A 15,526-nucleotide genomic window follows, 5' to 3' on the forward strand; every position below is an offset into this window, starting at 1 on the left:
CGATGAATCTTCCGTGGCTCAGTCTGATGACGTTCGTCCCGCTGGCGGGGGCGGTGGTGGTGGTGTGGGCGGGTCGTGGCGGGGGTTGCGGCGCAGGGGGTGGCGGGAAGGCGCGGCTCCTGGCACTGGCTCTCCATGGGGTGGTGCTGGCGATGACCCTGCGGGTGGCGGCGGGCTACGAGGTGGACGGTGTGGGCATGCAATGGGTCGAGCGGCACGCCTGGGTGCCGTCGCTGGGGGTGGAGTATCACCTGGGGATCGACGGGCTGGGTTTGGTTGCGGTGCTGCTGGCGGCGGGGGTGCCGTTGCTGGCGGCCCTGGTTTCTGGACGGGCGGCGGCGGGGAGGGAAGGGTTGTACCATGCGCTGCTGCTGGTGTTGCAGGGGGGGCTGTTCGGGACGTTCACGGCGCTGAACTTCTTCCATTGGTTTCTGTTCTGGGAGGTCAGCCTGGTGCCGGCGTATTTCCTGGTGCGGCTGTTCGGGGGGGAAAGGGCGGGGGCGTCGGCCTTTCAATTCTTCGTGTACACCATGGTGGGGAGCGTGGCGCTGCTGCTGGCGTTTCTGGCGTTGCGGGCGGCGGGCGGGAGTTTTGATTTTCTGGAACTGGCGGCGATGGGGCGGTCGGGGGAGCTGGCGCGGGGATTGGCGGAGCGGGTGCCGTGGGCGGGGACGGGCGAGGGATTGGCGATGGTGGTGTTCGGCGGGGTGCTGCTGGGGTTTGCGGTGAAGGTGCCGTTGTGGCCGTTTCACACGTGGCTGCCCGACACCTACACGGCGGCGCCGGCGCCGGTGACGATGGTGCTGACGGGGGTGATGTCGAAGATGGGGGTGTACGGGCTGTTGCGACTGGGGCTGCCGATATTTCCGGACCAGTTCCGGGCGGCGCAGGGGGTCTTGGTGGGGCTGGCGCTGGTGACGGTGGTGTGGCCGGCGCTGGCGGCGCTGGCACAGACGGATTTCAAGCGGGTGTTCGCCTATTCCTCGATCAACCACCTTGGGTACTGCCTGCTGGGGATGTTCGTGGTGACGCCGGGGGACTGGGGAGAACGGTGGGCGGACGGCGTGGCGGCGCCGGCGTTGAACGGGGTGCTGTTTCAGATCCTGAACCACGGATTGATTGCGGCCACGTTGTTTGCGTGTGTGGAGGTGTTCGAGCGGCGCACGGCGGGGCTGCGGGAGATGGACCGGTTTGGCGGGTTGCGCCGGGTGGCGCCGGTGTTCTGCGGGTTGATGGGGGTGGCGGTATTTGCGTCGCTGGGGTTGCCGGGGCTGAACGGCTTTGTGTCCGAGTTTTTGATCTTCAAGGGTGTGTTTTCGGCGGCGCCGTGGGTGGCGGCGGCGGGGTTGGTGGGGGTGCTGGCGACGGCGATCTTCCTGGTGGGGATGATGGGACGGCTGTTCCACGGGCCGTTGGGGGCGGGGTGGGCGGGGTTTGCCGACCTGACGCTGGCCGAGCGGGTGCAATTGGGGATTCCGGTGGGGCTGATGCTGGTGCTGGGGGTGTTTCCGCACTGGATGTTGCGGCTGACCAATCCGACCGTGGGCCAGTTGATCGGGGGCCATTGAGTGATGCTATTGACCTGGACCATCTGGATTTCGCTGATCGGGGCGGCGGCGACCACGGTGCTGGGGCGTGGGCGACCCGGGCTGGCGCGGGGCCTGGCGCTGGGGGTGTCGCTGGCGGGCCTGCTGCTGGCGGGCTGGGGGGCGTTGTCGATGGGGGTGCCGGACGGGGCGGTGACGCTGGCACGGGTGCCGTGGATTCCGGCGCTGGGGATCGAGTTCCACCTGGCGGCGGACGGGGTGAGTCTGGCGTTGCTGCTGTTGACCGGAGTGGCGGCGGTGGCCGGGGTGTTGTTTTCGTGGAACGTCGAGCGCGGGGCGAACGCCTTTTTCGGGCTGTACCTGCTGTTGATCGGCGGGGTGTACGGGGTGTTTCTGAGCCAGGACCTGTTTCTGTTTTTCGCGTTCTACGAACTGGCCATCGTGCCGAAGTACTTCCTGATCGCGATCTGGGGATCGACCCGACGGGAGTACGGGGCGATGAAGCTGGCGCTGTATTCGTTTGTGGGGAGCGCCATGGTGCTGGTGGGGATTCTTGCGATCTATGTGGCGGCGGGGCAGCAGACCTTCGACCTGGTGCGGTTGTCCGAGGCGGGATTGACCGCGGCGTTTCAGGGGTGGGCGTTTCCCCTTGTGTTCGTGGGGTTCGCGATTCTGGCGGGGTTGTGGCCGTTCCACACGTGGGCGCCGACGGGGCATGTGGCGGCGCCGACGGCGGCGTCGATGCTGCTGGCCGGGGTGGTGATGAAGCTGGGGGCGTATGGGGCATTGCGGGTGGCCATGGCGCTGATGCCGGAGGGGGCGCGGCTGTGGGGGCCGGCGGTGGCGACGCTGGCGGTGGTGGGGATTGTCTATGCGGCGCTGGTGGCGCTGGTGGAACGGGATTTCAAGTTCGTGATCGGGTATTCGAGTGTGAGCCACATGGGGTTTGTGCTGCTGGGACTGGCGGCGGCCACGCCGCGGGGGATGTCGGGGGCGGTGTTGCAGATGGTGTCGCACGGGGTGATTGCCGGGCTGCTGTTCGGGGTGGTGGGGCGGATGGTGTATGACCGGACGCACACGCGGGAGCTGAGTGTGCTGGAGGGGTTGCGGCTGGCGCGGGCGCTGCCGTTTGCGGCGGTGACCTTCACCCTGGCGAGCGTGGCGTCGATGGGGCTGCCCGGGTTCAGCGGGTTTGTGGCCGAACTGCAGGTGCTGATGGGGACGTGGCAGGCCTATCCGTGGGCGGCGATGGCGGCGGGCCTGGGTGTGGTGCTGTCGGTGGCCTTCACGCTGCGGGTGCTGCAGCGGGCGTTTTTCGGGGAGTTGGGCGCGGCTGGGGACGTCGGTGGGGGCGGGATGGAGCCGATGCCGCCGATCACCTGGGCGGAGGGGGTTGGGGCGGTGCTGCTGTTGGGGACGAGCCTGGCGATCGGGCTGTTTCCGCAGGGCTGGATTGCGCGCATTGACGCCGGGCTGGCGTCGCCGGTGTTCGGGGCGCTGCGAACGACGATGGGGTGGCCATGAATTACCTCGAACTGGGGCGACTGGCGGTTCCGGAGGCGCTGTTGGTGGTGACGGCGCTGGTGGCGCTGGGCGTGGATCTGGCCGGGCGGCCGGGGGGGGAGGGGCCGGGCGACGAGGGGGCTTGGGAACGGCGGGCGGGGCGGGTCCTGGGCATCGGTGTGGCGGGGTGCGTGCTGACGCTGGGCTGGCTGGTGGCGATGCGCCCCGAGGGGGCGTTGCCCGGGGGGATGTTTGTGAGCGACGCCGTGACGCGCTGGGTGCGGGCGGCGCTGGTGAGCCTGACCGCGGGGACACTGTTGTTGTCGTGGCGGATGCGGTTCACGCCGCACGTGGGGGAATACGTGACGGTGGTGCTGCTGGGGACGGTGGGGATGATGTGGGTGGCGGCTGCGGAGAACGTGCTGATGCTGTTCCTGGGGCTCGAGCTGGCGAGCCTCTCGTTGTACATCCTGACCGCCTTCGACAAGCGGGATCCGGCGTCCACGGAAGCGGGGTTGAAGTATTTCCTGTTCGGGGGGATGGCCGGGGCGTTTCTGCTGCTGGGGTTGAGTTTCCTGTACGGGGCGACGGGGGCGATCGAGTTCCGGGCGATGGCGGCGGGGCTGGCCGGGGCGGGAGACTCGCCGCTGGCGCTGGCGGGGCTGGCGCTGGTGCTGGTGGGGTTGGGGTTCAAGGTGGCGGCTGCGCCGTTCCATTTCTGGGCGCCCGACGCCTACCAGGGGGCGCCGACGCCGGCGGCGGGATTGATGGCGGCGGGGGCGAAGGTGGCGGCGCTGTTCATTCTGGCGAAGTTCGCGGTGGTGGGGCTGGGCACGCTGGCCGGGGACGGGAGCTGGGCGGGGTTGCGGGCGGGATGGGCTCCGCTGCTGGGTCTGGTGGCGGCGGTCTCGATGGTCTGGGGGAACCTGGCGGCGCTGGCGCAACGGAACGTGAAGCGTCTGCTGGCCTATTCGGCGGTGGCCCATGCGGGGTACGCGCTGGTGGGTGTGATGGGAGGGGGCGCCGAAGCGGTGGCGGCGGTGACGTTCCATGCCGTCACCTACGCGCTGACCACGCTCGGGGCGTTTGGCGTGGTGGGGTTGGTGGAGAAGGCGGCGGGCGGTTCGGAATTCGGGCACTTCGCGGGTCTGGCCCGGAGGGCACCGGGGCTGGCGTTGTGCCTGGCGGTGTTCGTGCTTTCGCTGGCGGGGATTCCTCCGCTGGTGGGATTCTTCGGGAAGTTCTACCTGTTCGCGACGGCCCTTGGGGGTGGGGACGGCGGCATGGGGCTGCTGTGGCTGGTGGCGCTGGGCGCGGCGACCACGTGCGTGTCGTTTTACTACTACCTGCGGCTGTTGAAGGAGGTCTTCGTCAGCGAGCCGGGGACGGCCGGGTGGGAGGGTATGGCGGGAGGCGGGGTGGAACGTTGGACCGTAGGGGCGGCGGCGACGGGGGTGGTGGCGGCCGGTTGCCTGCCGGCGGTGCTGCTGGAACCGCTGCGGGTGGGGTTGGTGGCGCTGGGGCTTTGAGGGGGGACGTTGACTGGGTTCAGCCGAGCAGGTCGGCGACGGCGATGTGAAGTCCGGGGAGATGGACCGTCCGATTGGGCTTGCGCTCGGCGGGGCGTTGGAGAAGTTGCGGCCCGGTTTTTCGTCATGCTGGAAACTCTGCTGGAATCCTGGATGGAGATGCTGCCTTTGTGGGGCTTGCTTCTGGTGATCGTGGCCATGTTGTTTGTCCTGGCCAAGGGGGCGGATCTGCTGGTGGAGGAGGCGGTGACACTGTCGATCCGGTGGGGGGTGCCGACGCTGGTGGTCGGGGCCACGATTGTCAGTCTGGGCACCACGTTGCCGGAGACCGCGGTGTCGGTGGCGGCGGCCCTGGGGGGACGTCCGGATCTGGCGCTGGGGAACGCGGTGGGATCGATCATCTGCGACACCGGGCTGATCCTTGGGCTTGGGGTGCTGCTGGGGACGATACCGCTGGAGCGGGGCATTCTGGAGCGGCAGAGCTGGATACAGTTGGGGGCGGGATTGCTGCTGATCGCCTTGTGCATGCCGTGGAGTTCTCCGGCGACCGTGTTCGAGACAGGGGGGAGACTGCCGCAGTGGGGGGGATGGCTGCTGGTGCTGCTGCTGGTGTTGTATATCGGAAAGACGATCCAGTGGGCGCGGCAGTCCGGGGACACGGAGGTGCCGGATGTCGATTCGGGGCGCAGCGGTTGGGTGCTGGTGAAGCTCGGGGTGGGGATTGGACTGGTGGTGTTGTCCTCGAAGGTGCTGATTCCGTCGGTGGAGGAGTTTGCCGAGAGGCTGCATGTGCCGAGGAGCGTGATTGGGGCGACGCTGGTGGCGTTTGGGACGTCGTTGCCGGAACTGGTGACGGTATTGACATCGGTGCGCAAGGGGCATGGCGCCCTGGCTCTGGGGAATGTGATTGGGGCGGACATTCTGAACGTGTTGTTTGTGGCGGGGACGGCGGCGGCGGTGACGCGCGGGGGACTGGAGGCGGAGCCGCGGTTCTTCGTGCTGCTGTTTCCGGCGATGCTGGGGATCCTGTTGGTGTTCCGGGTGTCGGCGATACTGTCCGGGGATCGGCTGCGGAAATGGACGGGCTGGGTGTTGTTGGGGGCGTATGCGGCGGTGACGTTGCTGTCGTACCGCCGGTGAGTTCGCGCTGGCGGCTGGTGCCGGGTTGGATGGCCGGGTAGAGTGGGCGCATGAGTGCGAATCCATCGGGCAGGGCGGGGGGGGAGTCCGTGGCGGGGGGCGGGCGACTGCCGGTGCTGGCTTTGGTGTCGTTGGGGTTGGGGGTGCTGGGGATGGTGACGAGTGTGATTGTGGTGGGGGCGGTGTTCGGGGTGGCGGGGTTGGTTGCCGGCGGGGTGCATCTGCGGCGGGGCACGGGGCCGCGCGGGTTGGGCTGGGCCGGGGTGACGACCTCGGGGCTGGCGGTTGGGCTGGGTTTGGCGTTTGCGTTGCTGTTTGCGGGGATGGGGTCGCAGATCGCGGGGATCCGGTCATTGGGGGCCTCGGGATTCGAAGCGTGGCACGGCAGGGTGGCGCCGGACTTCGAGGTGACGACCCTGGATGGGCGGACGATGCGATTGGAGAGTCTGAAGGGGCGCCGGGTGATTTTGGATTTCTGGGCCACGTGGTGTCCGCCGTGCGTGAAGGAGATTCCGCATTTCATCCGGCTGCACGAGGAGTATGGGGAGGGGGAGTTGGTGATTTTGGGGATCAGCGGGGAGGATGAATCGGCATTGGAGACGTTTGTCCGGACGCGAAAGATCCCGTATCCGGTGGCGTCGGCGGATGGGGCGGGGTTGCCGGCTCCGTTTTCGGAAGTGCGGGCGATTCCGACCACGTTCTTCCTGGACCGGGAGGGGATCATCCGGCACGTCGCGGTGGGGTATCACGATCTGGCCAGCCTGCGGGCGCAGGTGGAGGGTGCGGGGCGGCCCATGGCAACGAGGGATGGGGGCGGGCGATAAGGGGCCGATGGGAAGGGCAGACGGGGAGAGGGGCGATCAGGCGGGTATGCGATACTTGATGTTGAACTGGCGGGATCCGCGGAATCCGCTGGCGGGCGGCGCGGAGCGGGTGACGCTGGCCTTCATGCGCGGATTGGTGGAGCGGGGGCACGCGGTGGACTGGTACACGTTCGCGTTTCCGGGTGGGGCGGAAGAGGAGTGGATCGACGGGATTCGAGTCCGGCGGGGGGGAGGGGTTGGGACGGCGATTGTGGGGGCGATACGATGGGTGCGACGGCAGCCGCGGTACGACCTGGTGATCGACCAGCATCACGGGCTGCCGTGGTTTGCCCCGTGGTGGTGTGGGACGCGATGTCTGGCGTACATCCACGAGGTGCTGGGGCCGATCTGGGACGCGTTTTACCGGTGGCCGAAGGGCGCCCTGGGGCGATGGCAGGAGCGATGGACGCATCGGTTGTACGGGCGGGTACCGTTCTGGGTGCCGTCGGAGTCCACGCGGCGGGCCTTGCAGCGGCATGGGGTGAGGGAGATTACTGTTCAGCCGAACGGGTTGGATGTGGAGCCGCTGGGGGAATTGCCGGTGAAGCGGGTGGAATTGCCGTGGCGCCTGGTGGCGGTGTCGCGGTTGGCGCCGAACAAGCGGGTGGAGCACGCCATCCAGGTGGTGGCTTTGCTGCGGGGGCGCGGATTTCCGGCGGAACTGACGGTGGTCGGGGGCGGAATGATGGCGGGAAGACTGAGGGCGATGGCGACCGGGATGGGGCTGGAGGGGGCGGTACGGTTTGTGGGGTATCAGTCCGAGGCGGGAAAGCTGGACTGGCTGCAGCGCGCGCACCTTCTGGTGCATCCGTCGGTACGGGAAGGCTGGGGATTGAACGTGATGGAGGCGAACGCGATGGGCACACCGGCGGTGGTGTACCCGGTGGACGGGTTGGTGGACTCGACGGTGGACGGGGTGACCGGGGTGGTCTGCCGGGGGGAAACACCGGAGGCGATGGCGGACGGGGTGGCATGGGCGATGGGCGGGGCTGGGCGGTATGAGGGGCTGCGGGAGGCGGCGTGGCGGCGGTCCGGGGAGTACCGGTGGAAGCGGGTTTTGCCGGAAGTATGCGGCTGGTTGGAGGCCTGTGCGGGGGCTGAACAGGATACGGGGAGGAAATGGGTTGACACTCGCGGGCCGGCGGCTTAGAGAAGACGCACTTTTCAGCGACTCTAACTCGGGTTAACTGACAAGTTTCCAGCCATTTATGAAGAACATCCTCTCGTCAGCGGGCATGGCGGCAGCGGCCGTCGTTGGTTTTCAGACGACCTGCGCGGCTCAAACCGTCACCGTCGATGAATCGAAGTGGTGGACGGTAAGCGCGGCGCTTCGCGGGTTTTACGACGACAATTACCTGACGGCGCCGAAGGGGGGCGAGCGCGACAGCCTCGGAATCGAGGTGCGCCCTGGCCTGGATGTGGGTCACAAGGGGGAGCAGTACATCGTGAAGCTCTCGCTGTTGTACTCGGGCCGCTGGTTTGAGGACCGGAGAGACGACAACTGGGATCACACGTTCATCGCGGATCTGGCGGGCGAGTATCAGCTCAACCCGAGCCATGTGCTGCGGTTGAACGAGACGTTCACGTACACCAGCGAAGGCACGCTGCTGGATCAGGGCGGTCCGATCACCTCTCCGCTGCGTTCGGACGGGAGCAACATCCGGAACGTGGTGGACGGGCGGTATGTGGGGCAGTTGAACTCGTTGATCGGGTTGGAGTTGGGCTACCAGAATACCTGGTACAGCTACGAGGAGGACGGCCCGGGGAGCTATGGCGCGCTGTTGGACCGATTGGAGCACCTGTTCCGGGCGGAGACGCGATGGACGTTGACGCCGACTCTGGCGGGCATTCTGGGGTACTGGTACGAGGACGTGAACTTCACCGGGGATCAGTTCATTGCGCCTGGTTTGATGTCCGACGCGCGCAACAGCTACTCGCACTACATCGTGGGCGGTGCGGACTACACGGTGTCGCCGAACTGCTTTGTTTCGCTGCGGGGCGGTGCGCAGAACGTGCATTACGACAATCTGGTGCCGAAGCAGGACGACTGGAATCCGTTTGCGGATGTGAGCACCACGTTTGAGTATCTCGAGGGGAGCTATTTCCGGGCGGGAGCCAAGTATGGGCGCAACCGGACCGACGTGGTGACCGCACTGGATCAGGAGGCGGTGACGTTCTACGGGTTGGTGAACCACAAGCTGACGGAGAGCCTGACGGCACGGGCGTCGGGGCAGATCCAGATGGGCGAGTTCAGCGGTGGCGCATCGGACGGGGTGGACGAGAATCTGTACGTGGCAGGCATCAGCTTGTCGTACGACATCAACCGTTACCTGGCGGTGGAGACGGGATACAACTACGACCGGCTGGACTCGGATTTCGCGTCGCGAACGTTCACCCGCAACCGGGTGTTTCTGGGCTTGCGCGGACAGTTTTGATCCGGGCGAGATCGTTGCTTGATTTGACGTGTTGTCGGAGGGAGGCTGGATGCCACGTCTAGCCTCTCTCTTTTTTTATGGATAACTTCAAGGCGCCCGAGCCGGCCGAGGCGAAGCTTCACTTTCTCGATTACTGGCGGATCATCCGGATTCGGAAGACCGTCATTATCGCCGTGTTCCTCCTGGTGGTGATCACGACCACGGTCGTGACCTATATGCTGCCGGAGACGTTCATGAGCTGGACACGGATCAAGGTCGAGAAGGACACGGCGGACATACCGTTGTTGGGACAGATCATGCCGTCCGGGCCGCCCGATCCGTTCTTCCTGCAGACCGAGTTCGAGGTGATCCAGTCGAAGACCAACCTGTACCAGGTGATCGAGGATCTGGACCTGAACCAGAAATGGTCGAAGGACTATTTGAGTTCGGGGACGTTGAGGACGCAGGAGACGTTCGAGATTCTGCGGAACAAGATCGATGTGCGTCAGTACCGGAACACCACCCTGATCGAGATCCGGGTGTACAGCCGGAACAAGGCCGAGGCGGCGCAGATCGCGAACAAGATTGCGCAGGTGTACCGGAACACGCGGTTGAGCGAGCGGCAGGAGATGTCGGACCGCGGGATTGCGACGATCCAGAAGACCTTGGAGGAGAAGCGGGGTTCGGTGGAACGGGAGCAGGAGGAGCTGGATGAATTGCGGGAGCGGCACCAGATCACCGACATGATGCTCGACGCCTGGAGTTCCGGGACGATGGAACAGGAGGCGGTGCGCAAGACCGAGGGGTTGCGCATGGACAGCATGCGGATGCTGGTGCGGGTGCAGTCCACGCTCGACAAGCTGAAGAGTCTGGATCCGGCGAAGCTGCGACATGCGCTGCCGACGGTGACTCCGAACGAGATTCAATTGATCGAGCTGTTGCAGCAGGAGAGCCAGGCGCGGCAGCAGTTGGTGGCGCTGACCACGACCTTGGCGGACAACCATCCGGACGTGGTGCGGGTGTCCCGGTTGTTGGAGCAATTGGACCGGGAGATCGAGGCACGGATCGAGGGAGTCCTGATCGGGTACGAGGCGCAATTGTCGGCCTATCAGAATGAATTGGCGGCCCTTGAAGGCATCGTGTTGCAGGCCAAGCAGGAGGATTTGCGGCGGGCCAAGGATTACCGGGAGTATTTCCTGAAGAAGCGCAAGCTGGAGAACGAGAAGCTGATGCTGGACGTGCTCAGCCGGAAACTGGCGTCGGAGACGTTCGACCGGGCGGTGCCGCGTCAGTCGCTGGTAACGATCATCGACCATGCGGAGGAGGGGTTGAAGCCGGTGAAGCCGAACATCCCGCTGAATATTGCCTTCGGGGTGATTGTGGGCTTGGTGGTGGGCATTGGTCTGGCGTTCTTCATCGAGTATCTGGACACGTCGGTGAAGACCATCGACGACGTGGAACGGGCATTGCAGGCGCCGGTGCTGGGGGTGATTCCACAGAATGTGGGGTCGCTGCTGGAGGAGGGGCCGGACAGCCCGCATGCGGAGGCTTACCGGGTGTTGCGGACCAACGTGCTTTTCACGAGGAAGGACGAGACCTTCAACACCATCACCATTGTCAGCGGCGGCGCGGGCGAAGGGAAATCGACGACGCTGTTCAACCTGGCGGTGGTGTTCGCGCAGAACGGGCACCGGGTGCTGGTGATCGACTCCGATCTTCGGCGGCCGAGCATGCACAGGTTCTTCAAGGTGTCGAATTCGGTGGGCATCACGAACTGCCTGCTTGGGCAGAAGAAGCTTGAGGAAGTCATTCAGACGAGCACGTTGCCGACGCTGGACTTTCTGCCGAGCGGCAAGCTGCCGAGCAGTTCGATGGGCATTCTGAGTTCGCAGCAGATGAAGGATCTGATTGCGGAGGTGAAGCGCCGGTACGATTTCGTGTTCTTCGATTCGCCGCCGATCATGGGGGTGAGCGACGCGGTGGTGCTGGCCAGCGAGGTGGATATTTCGCTGCAAGTGATCCAGTACCGGAAGTATCCCCAGGCGATGACCATCCGCGCGAAGCAGATGGTGTCCAAGGTGGGCGGGTACCTGGTGGGGATTGTCCTCAACAACATCAACATGTCGCAGGACGAGAACTACTACTACTACAGCGGGTACTACTACGACTACTACCAGAGCCGGAACAAGGACGAGGGCTCGGGAGAGGACGAGACGAAGAAAAACGGCTCGGGCGACGGCTCGAGGATCGAGCTGAAGAAGAAGTATTGAGGGACGATCTGGTATGTGGCGGAAACAAGCGAAGGCATCGATGGATTGGGCGGGGCGTCTGGCGGTCGTGGGATTGGCCGTCTGGCTGGCCGGGTGCGGGCAACCGGGGACCGGGACGACCGGCGGGGCGCGACAGGGGGCCCGGACAGGGAATACGGAAGTCTTCACGGACACCTTGCGGAAGGGGGACATGGTCGAGGTGCGATTCTCGGGGAGTGCCTCGCCCCCGACGGACATTGAGGAACGGATCAAGGACGACGGGACCATTTCGCTGCCGCTGGTGGGGGCGATTGTGGCCGAAGGGAAGACGGACGGTCAGTTGCAGCGGGAGATCCACGAGGCCTTCGTGCCGCGTTACTACCGGCAGTTGACCGTGACGGTGAGGTCGGAGTATCGCGTGTTCTTCGTGGACGGGGAGGTTCGTGGGCCGGGCCGACTGCCCTACGCGGGACAGTTGACGGTGCTGCAGGCGATCGCCTCAGCGGGGGGGTTTACGGACTTCGCGGCACGGCGCCGGATCGAGTTGGTGCGGCGCACCGGGGAGAAGTTCGTGATCCACGGGGACCGGGCGAAGGACAACGCACAACTGGATCTGCCGGTGTTTCCGGGCGACAGGATCTACGTGCCGCGACGCAGTCCATTCGGGGGTTGAGCATGCATCGGCGAATGGCGAATGGCGAAACGGTTCCCACAGGGGAGGCGTGAATGTCACGCCGGTGGCCGGTGTTTGGATTGACGGTGACGGGTCCTGGTGTTGCGGAGCGTTGGGTTCCGATGACGCGGGACCCGTTTGTTATAGGGCGGGGGGTGCAGGTGGACCTGCGAATGGACGGGGCTGGAGTCTGGGACCGTCATGTGGGATTCGAGATGGACCGGGGGGAGGGCCTGGTGGCGCGGTGCCAGGAAGGGGCGGTGGTGATGGTTGAGGGGCGGCCGTCAGAAAGGCATCGGGTTCGCAACGGGGACGAGTTGATGGTGGGGGCCTTCCGGGTGCGGGTAAGTCTGGCGCCGGCGCGACGACGTTCGGTGAACCTTTGGGAAGGGCTGTTCTGGAGCGTGTTTTTGGGGGTGGTGGTGGGACAGGTGGGATGGGGCTGGTGGCTGGTGCAGGGGTAGGCGGATGGGAGGGTTCAGTTGACGCCCCAGCGGGTGTTCTTCAGGAAGGCCAGGAGGTCGGCGAGTTCCTGGCGGGTGAGTTGTTCATCGAGCCCTGAAGGCATCGTGCTGACGGGGGAAGGCGTCAATTCGGCGAGTTCGGACCGGGGAATGCGGACATCTGCGCCGGGACCGATGCCGAGGACGATTTCGTCGGCGGTTTCGCGCCGCAGGACCCCGGAGTGCATTTCGCCGCGAGCGTCCACCGCGAGCCAGGGTTCATAGCTGCGGACGAAACTGGCACTGGGAAAGAGGACGGCTTCGAGGAGGTCGCGGTCTGTCCGGACGGTGCCGATGGAGGTGAGGTCGGGGCCGAGGTCGCCGCCGAGGTAGCCGAGTCGATGGCAGGCGGCGCAGGCGGCCTGGGGACTGTTGAAGATCGCCTGACCGCGCCGGATGTCGCCAGCGAGAGACTGGATTTCGGCGAGGAGGGTGTCGAGACGCAGGGAGTCTTCGGAGGCGTCGAAGCGATGGGTGGTGAGGAGGGTTTCGGCTTCGAGGCGGATGGCATCGGGGAAACGGGCGAGGTGGGGTTGAAGATCTTCGGGACGGAGGGAGCGCAGGGCCTTGGAGTTGGACAGGGCGGTCAGCAGGGAACGGCCGAGGAGCAGATCGCCTCCGGGGGCAAAGGCGGCGAGGAGGCGGGGGAGTTCGAGGGGCCCGACCTGGGCGACCGCGGGAATGAGGAGGTTGCGCTGCTCGGCAGACGTGCCAAGGCGGGCGAGGGCAGTGGCTGCGGCGAGGCGTTCTGTGGCAGGTCGATCCGGGGCGAGGGAGTTGTTCAAGACGGCAAACTCGGTCTCGCCAAGGGTCGCGGCCGGGGGGAGGGCGGCGAGGGCGTCCAGGCGGAGGGAGACGGGGAGGGCGGGGTGGCGGACCAGGGAACGGAGGGCTTCGGTGAGTCGGGGGGCGCCTTCCCGTGGGAGGGTCAGGCTGCGGGCCGCGTGGACGGCGGCCTGGCGCACGGTGTCAGGGCTGTCGGAATGGTGGAGGGCGGAGGCGATGGCCTCGATCCAGGATGCGGGGGGTTCCTTCAGGCGGGCGTTGGCGACGGCATGCAGGGCGGCCCCGCGGGTGGCCGGCAGCACGCGGTCGTCGGCAAGGAGGCCGGCGATGAGGCGTTGTCCTTCCGGGCTGGAGACAACGAGCGGGAGGAGGGAAGTTCGGCGTTCGCGCTCCGCTGGATCGAGGTCGGTGCGATCCAGTTCCCTGTCCACGAAGGCTGCGAGTTGGGGGCTCCATTCAGGGTGGCGTCGGGCGACCCAACGGGCGGTGATGCGAAGGGGATCGGAGGCGGCGACCAACGCAGGGAGGACGTCGGAGGGGAGAAGTCCGCTCGCGGGGATTTGTTCCAAGGACAGGAGGGCGGCGCGTTGGGCGAGCGGGTTGGCGGCATTCAGGAAGGGGCGCAAGGCGGGGGCATCAGCGATCTCGATGAGGGCGTAGAGGAGGCTGTGTTCGAGGAAGCGATCGGCAGTGCCGAGCCGGGTGATGGCCTCGATGAGGATTGGAACGGCATTCCGGTCGCCCATGCGCCCGAGGCCCTCGGCGGCGACGCGGGCCAGACGGGCGGCATCGGAGGACGCCGTGGCCCTGGGGATTTCACGGGCGAGGGTCTGGCGGAAGCGGGGGGCGTCATCGGGTTGAGCGCGGAGGGCGAGGCGCTTCAGGGCCGCGATTTCGGAATTGGGAGCGAAGGAAGGGGGTTGAACGAGACGGGCGAAGGCGGCGGCCCGGTCGGATGGCGTGGGGAAGGGGAGTTCGGGGGAGGCGTCAGGGCGATGGGCCCGGATGCGATAGATGGCCCCGAGGACATCGGATTTGGCGAGTTGGGAGCTGGGGCAACAGAGCTTGTACCAGCCGCCGGTATCGACGACGAGGAGGGAGCCGTCGGCGTCCTGGAGGACATCGGTGGGGCGGAAGTCCGGGTGATTCGAAGTCAGGAAGTCGCTGTCTTCGGTGGTGTAGGTCGAGCCGTGGGGCTGAAGGACATGACGGGTGACTTTGCGGAGGTTGAAGAGGGTGGCGAAGAGGTTGTCGCGATAGGCCGGGCCGAAGGCGTCGCCCTCGTAGCGGGTGAGGGCGCAGGCGGCGGCGGGGCCAAAGTGGGTCATGGCGGGTAGGAGATCGCCAGTGCGGAGGACGACGGGTTCCTCGACGGCGTCGTTGGCCTTTCCGAAGACGCCGCCATAGACGGCGTGGGCGAGGCCGTCGCGACGGCCGGGCTGGCTCAGGTCGATGAAGGTGCTGATGAGGATGGGTTCGCCCTCGGAGGTGAAGGCGACCTGGACCGGATTGTCCATGCCGCCGGAGAGCACGACTTCGAGTCCTGAACCATCGGGGTGGGCACGGAAGATGTGGGCGGCGCGGTCTCGGATGGGGCGGCCGCGATGGTCCTGGAGGTCGAGTCGGGCGAATGCGCCCTTGGTCCAGTAGAGCATGCCCTCGGGGCCGAGGTAGGGGCCGTGAACATCGTTGGCGCAGCCGGTGAGGACCTGGCCCTGGTACCATTCCTCGCGGCGATCGGCGACGCCGTCGCCGTTGGTGTCGGTGAAGCGCCAGATGCTGGGAGGGCCGGCGACGTAGACCGAGCCATTGTGCCAGAGGCAGCCCTGCGGGAACATGATGCGGTCGGCGAAGACCGAGGTGCGGTCGAAGCGGCCGTCGCCGTTGGTATCTTCGAGCCGCAGGAGGCGGCTGCGGGGATCTTTGAGTTGTTCGGACGGGGGCAGGTTGGAGCCGGAGGATTCGGTGACATAGAGGCGGCCCTCGGGGTCGAAGCTGGCGGAGACGGGGCGGGCCACGAGGTTGGGTCCGGCGGCGAGTTCGATGGAGAACCCGTGGGGCAGGGTAAATTGGTGACCATTGAGGGGGAAATCGGCGGCGCTGAGGGCGACGGAAGCGGCGAGGGGAGGAAGGGCCCGGAGAAGAGGGAGGCGGAAGGGCATCATGGGCGTGAGGATGCGGGGAGGGAATCAGGGGGGCAAGCAAGGGGCGGAAGGAGGGGGGGGAGAGAGATTTCGCCCCGTCGATGGCGGGGGAACTGCCGGACCGGGCGCGAAAATGGCCCTAAACTGCGTGCATGTGCACGCAGTTTAGGGCCAT

General features: G+C 66.4%; 11 protein-coding genes. 10 read left to right on the forward strand and 1 reads right to left on the reverse strand.

The genetic code is table 11. The annotated features are described in order from the left end of the window. Positions 1-2: 2 nt before the first annotated feature. From KF833_19285 to KF833_19330, 10 genes are all read left to right on the forward strand, one after another. Entirely contained in the window at positions 3-1,568 is a 1,566-nt protein-coding gene (locus KF833_19285) for an NADH-quinone oxidoreductase subunit M (GenBank protein MBX3747458.1), read from the forward strand. A 3-nt stretch (positions 1,569-1,571) separates the two neighbouring features. Continuing rightward, positions 1,572-3,071 (forward strand): NADH-quinone oxidoreductase subunit M, encoded by a 1,500-nt coding sequence (locus tag KF833_19290; GenBank protein ID MBX3747459.1) that lies wholly within the window; start codon positions 1,572-1,574, stop codon positions 3,069-3,071. After that, a complete protein-coding gene (locus KF833_19295) occupies positions 3,068-4,579 on the forward strand; it encodes an NADH-quinone oxidoreductase subunit N (GenBank protein MBX3747460.1) in 1,512 nt (503 codons plus the stop codon). The genes KF833_19290 and KF833_19295 overlap by 4 nt, the downstream gene beginning before the upstream one ends. 153 nt (positions 4,580-4,732) lie before the next feature. After that, on the forward strand, positions 4,733-5,719 hold the full coding sequence (locus tag KF833_19300) for a sodium:calcium antiporter (protein ID MBX3747461.1): 987 nt from the start codon (positions 4,733-4,735) through the stop codon (positions 5,717-5,719). A gap of 50 nt (positions 5,720-5,769) precedes the next feature. Next, positions 5,770-6,543: a redoxin domain-containing protein gene (locus tag KF833_19305; protein MBX3747462.1), complete on the forward strand. Its 774-nt coding sequence runs from the start codon at positions 5,770-5,772 to the stop codon at positions 6,541-6,543. Between the two features lie 46 nt (positions 6,544-6,589). Continuing rightward, positions 6,590-7,732, forward strand: a complete 1,143-nt coding sequence (locus KF833_19310) for a glycosyltransferase family 4 protein (protein MBX3747463.1) — start codon at positions 6,590-6,592, stop codon at positions 7,730-7,732. 58 nt (positions 7,733-7,790) lie between these two features. After that, positions 7,791-9,017: an outer membrane beta-barrel protein gene (locus KF833_19315; protein MBX3747464.1), complete on the forward strand. Its 1,227-nt coding sequence runs from the start codon at positions 7,791-7,793 to the stop codon at positions 9,015-9,017. A 77-nt stretch (positions 9,018-9,094) separates the two neighbouring features. Then, the gene (locus KF833_19320; GenBank protein ID MBX3747465.1) at positions 9,095-11,266 is read left to right on the forward strand and encodes a polysaccharide biosynthesis tyrosine autokinase; all 2,172 of its coding nucleotides are present in this window, start codon (positions 9,095-9,097) and stop codon (positions 11,264-11,266) included. A gap of 13 nt (positions 11,267-11,279) precedes the next feature. Continuing rightward, positions 11,280-11,918, forward strand: a complete 639-nt coding sequence (locus tag KF833_19325; GenBank protein ID MBX3747466.1) for a polysaccharide biosynthesis/export family protein — start codon at positions 11,280-11,282, stop codon at positions 11,916-11,918. A gap of 53 nt (positions 11,919-11,971) precedes the next feature. Further along, positions 11,972-12,382, forward strand: a complete 411-nt coding sequence (locus KF833_19330; GenBank protein MBX3747467.1) for a hypothetical protein — start codon at positions 11,972-11,974, stop codon at positions 12,380-12,382. A gap of 14 nt (positions 12,383-12,396) precedes the next feature. Here the strand turns inward: KF833_19330 and KF833_19335 are convergent, their stop codons facing one another. Beyond that, entirely contained in the window at positions 12,397-15,372 is a 2,976-nt protein-coding gene (locus KF833_19335; GenBank protein ID MBX3747468.1) for a c-type cytochrome, read from the reverse strand. Between the last annotated feature and the right edge of the window lie 154 nt (positions 15,373-15,526).

The organism is Verrucomicrobiia bacterium (genome assembly GCA_019634625.1).
Classification (GTDB): Bacteria; Verrucomicrobiota; Verrucomicrobiia; order Limisphaerales; family CAIMTB01; genus CAIMTB01.

Bases quoted from the DNA above. Each gene is read 5' to 3' on its own strand.
- KF833_19285 (MBX3747458.1), top strand. From the start codon at position 3: ATGAATCTTCCGTGGCTCAGTCTGATGACGTTCGTCCCGCTGGCGGGG.
- KF833_19290 (MBX3747459.1), top strand. From the start codon at position 1,572: ATGCTATTGACCTGGACCATCTGGATTTCGCTGATCGGGGCGGCGGCG.
- KF833_19295 (MBX3747460.1), top strand. From the start codon at position 3,068: ATGAATTACCTCGAACTGGGGCGACTGGCGGTTCCGGAGGCGCTGTTG.
- KF833_19300 (MBX3747461.1), top strand. From the start codon at position 4,733: ATGGAGATGCTGCCTTTGTGGGGCTTGCTTCTGGTGATCGTGGCCATG.
- KF833_19305 (MBX3747462.1), top strand. From the start codon at position 5,770: ATGAGTGCGAATCCATCGGGCAGGGCGGGGGGGGAGTCCGTGGCGGGG.
- KF833_19310 (MBX3747463.1), top strand. From the start codon at position 6,590: ATGCGATACTTGATGTTGAACTGGCGGGATCCGCGGAATCCGCTGGCG.
- KF833_19315 (MBX3747464.1), top strand. From the start codon at position 7,791: ATGAAGAACATCCTCTCGTCAGCGGGCATGGCGGCAGCGGCCGTCGTT.
- KF833_19320 (MBX3747465.1), top strand. From the start codon at position 9,095: ATGGATAACTTCAAGGCGCCCGAGCCGGCCGAGGCGAAGCTTCACTTT.
- KF833_19325 (MBX3747466.1), top strand. From the start codon at position 11,280: ATGTGGCGGAAACAAGCGAAGGCATCGATGGATTGGGCGGGGCGTCTG.
- KF833_19330 (MBX3747467.1), top strand. From the start codon at position 11,972: ATGTCACGCCGGTGGCCGGTGTTTGGATTGACGGTGACGGGTCCTGGT.
- KF833_19335 (MBX3747468.1), bottom strand. From the start codon at position 15,372: ATGATGCCCTTCCGCCTCCCTCTTCTCCGGGCCCTTCCTCCCCTCGCC.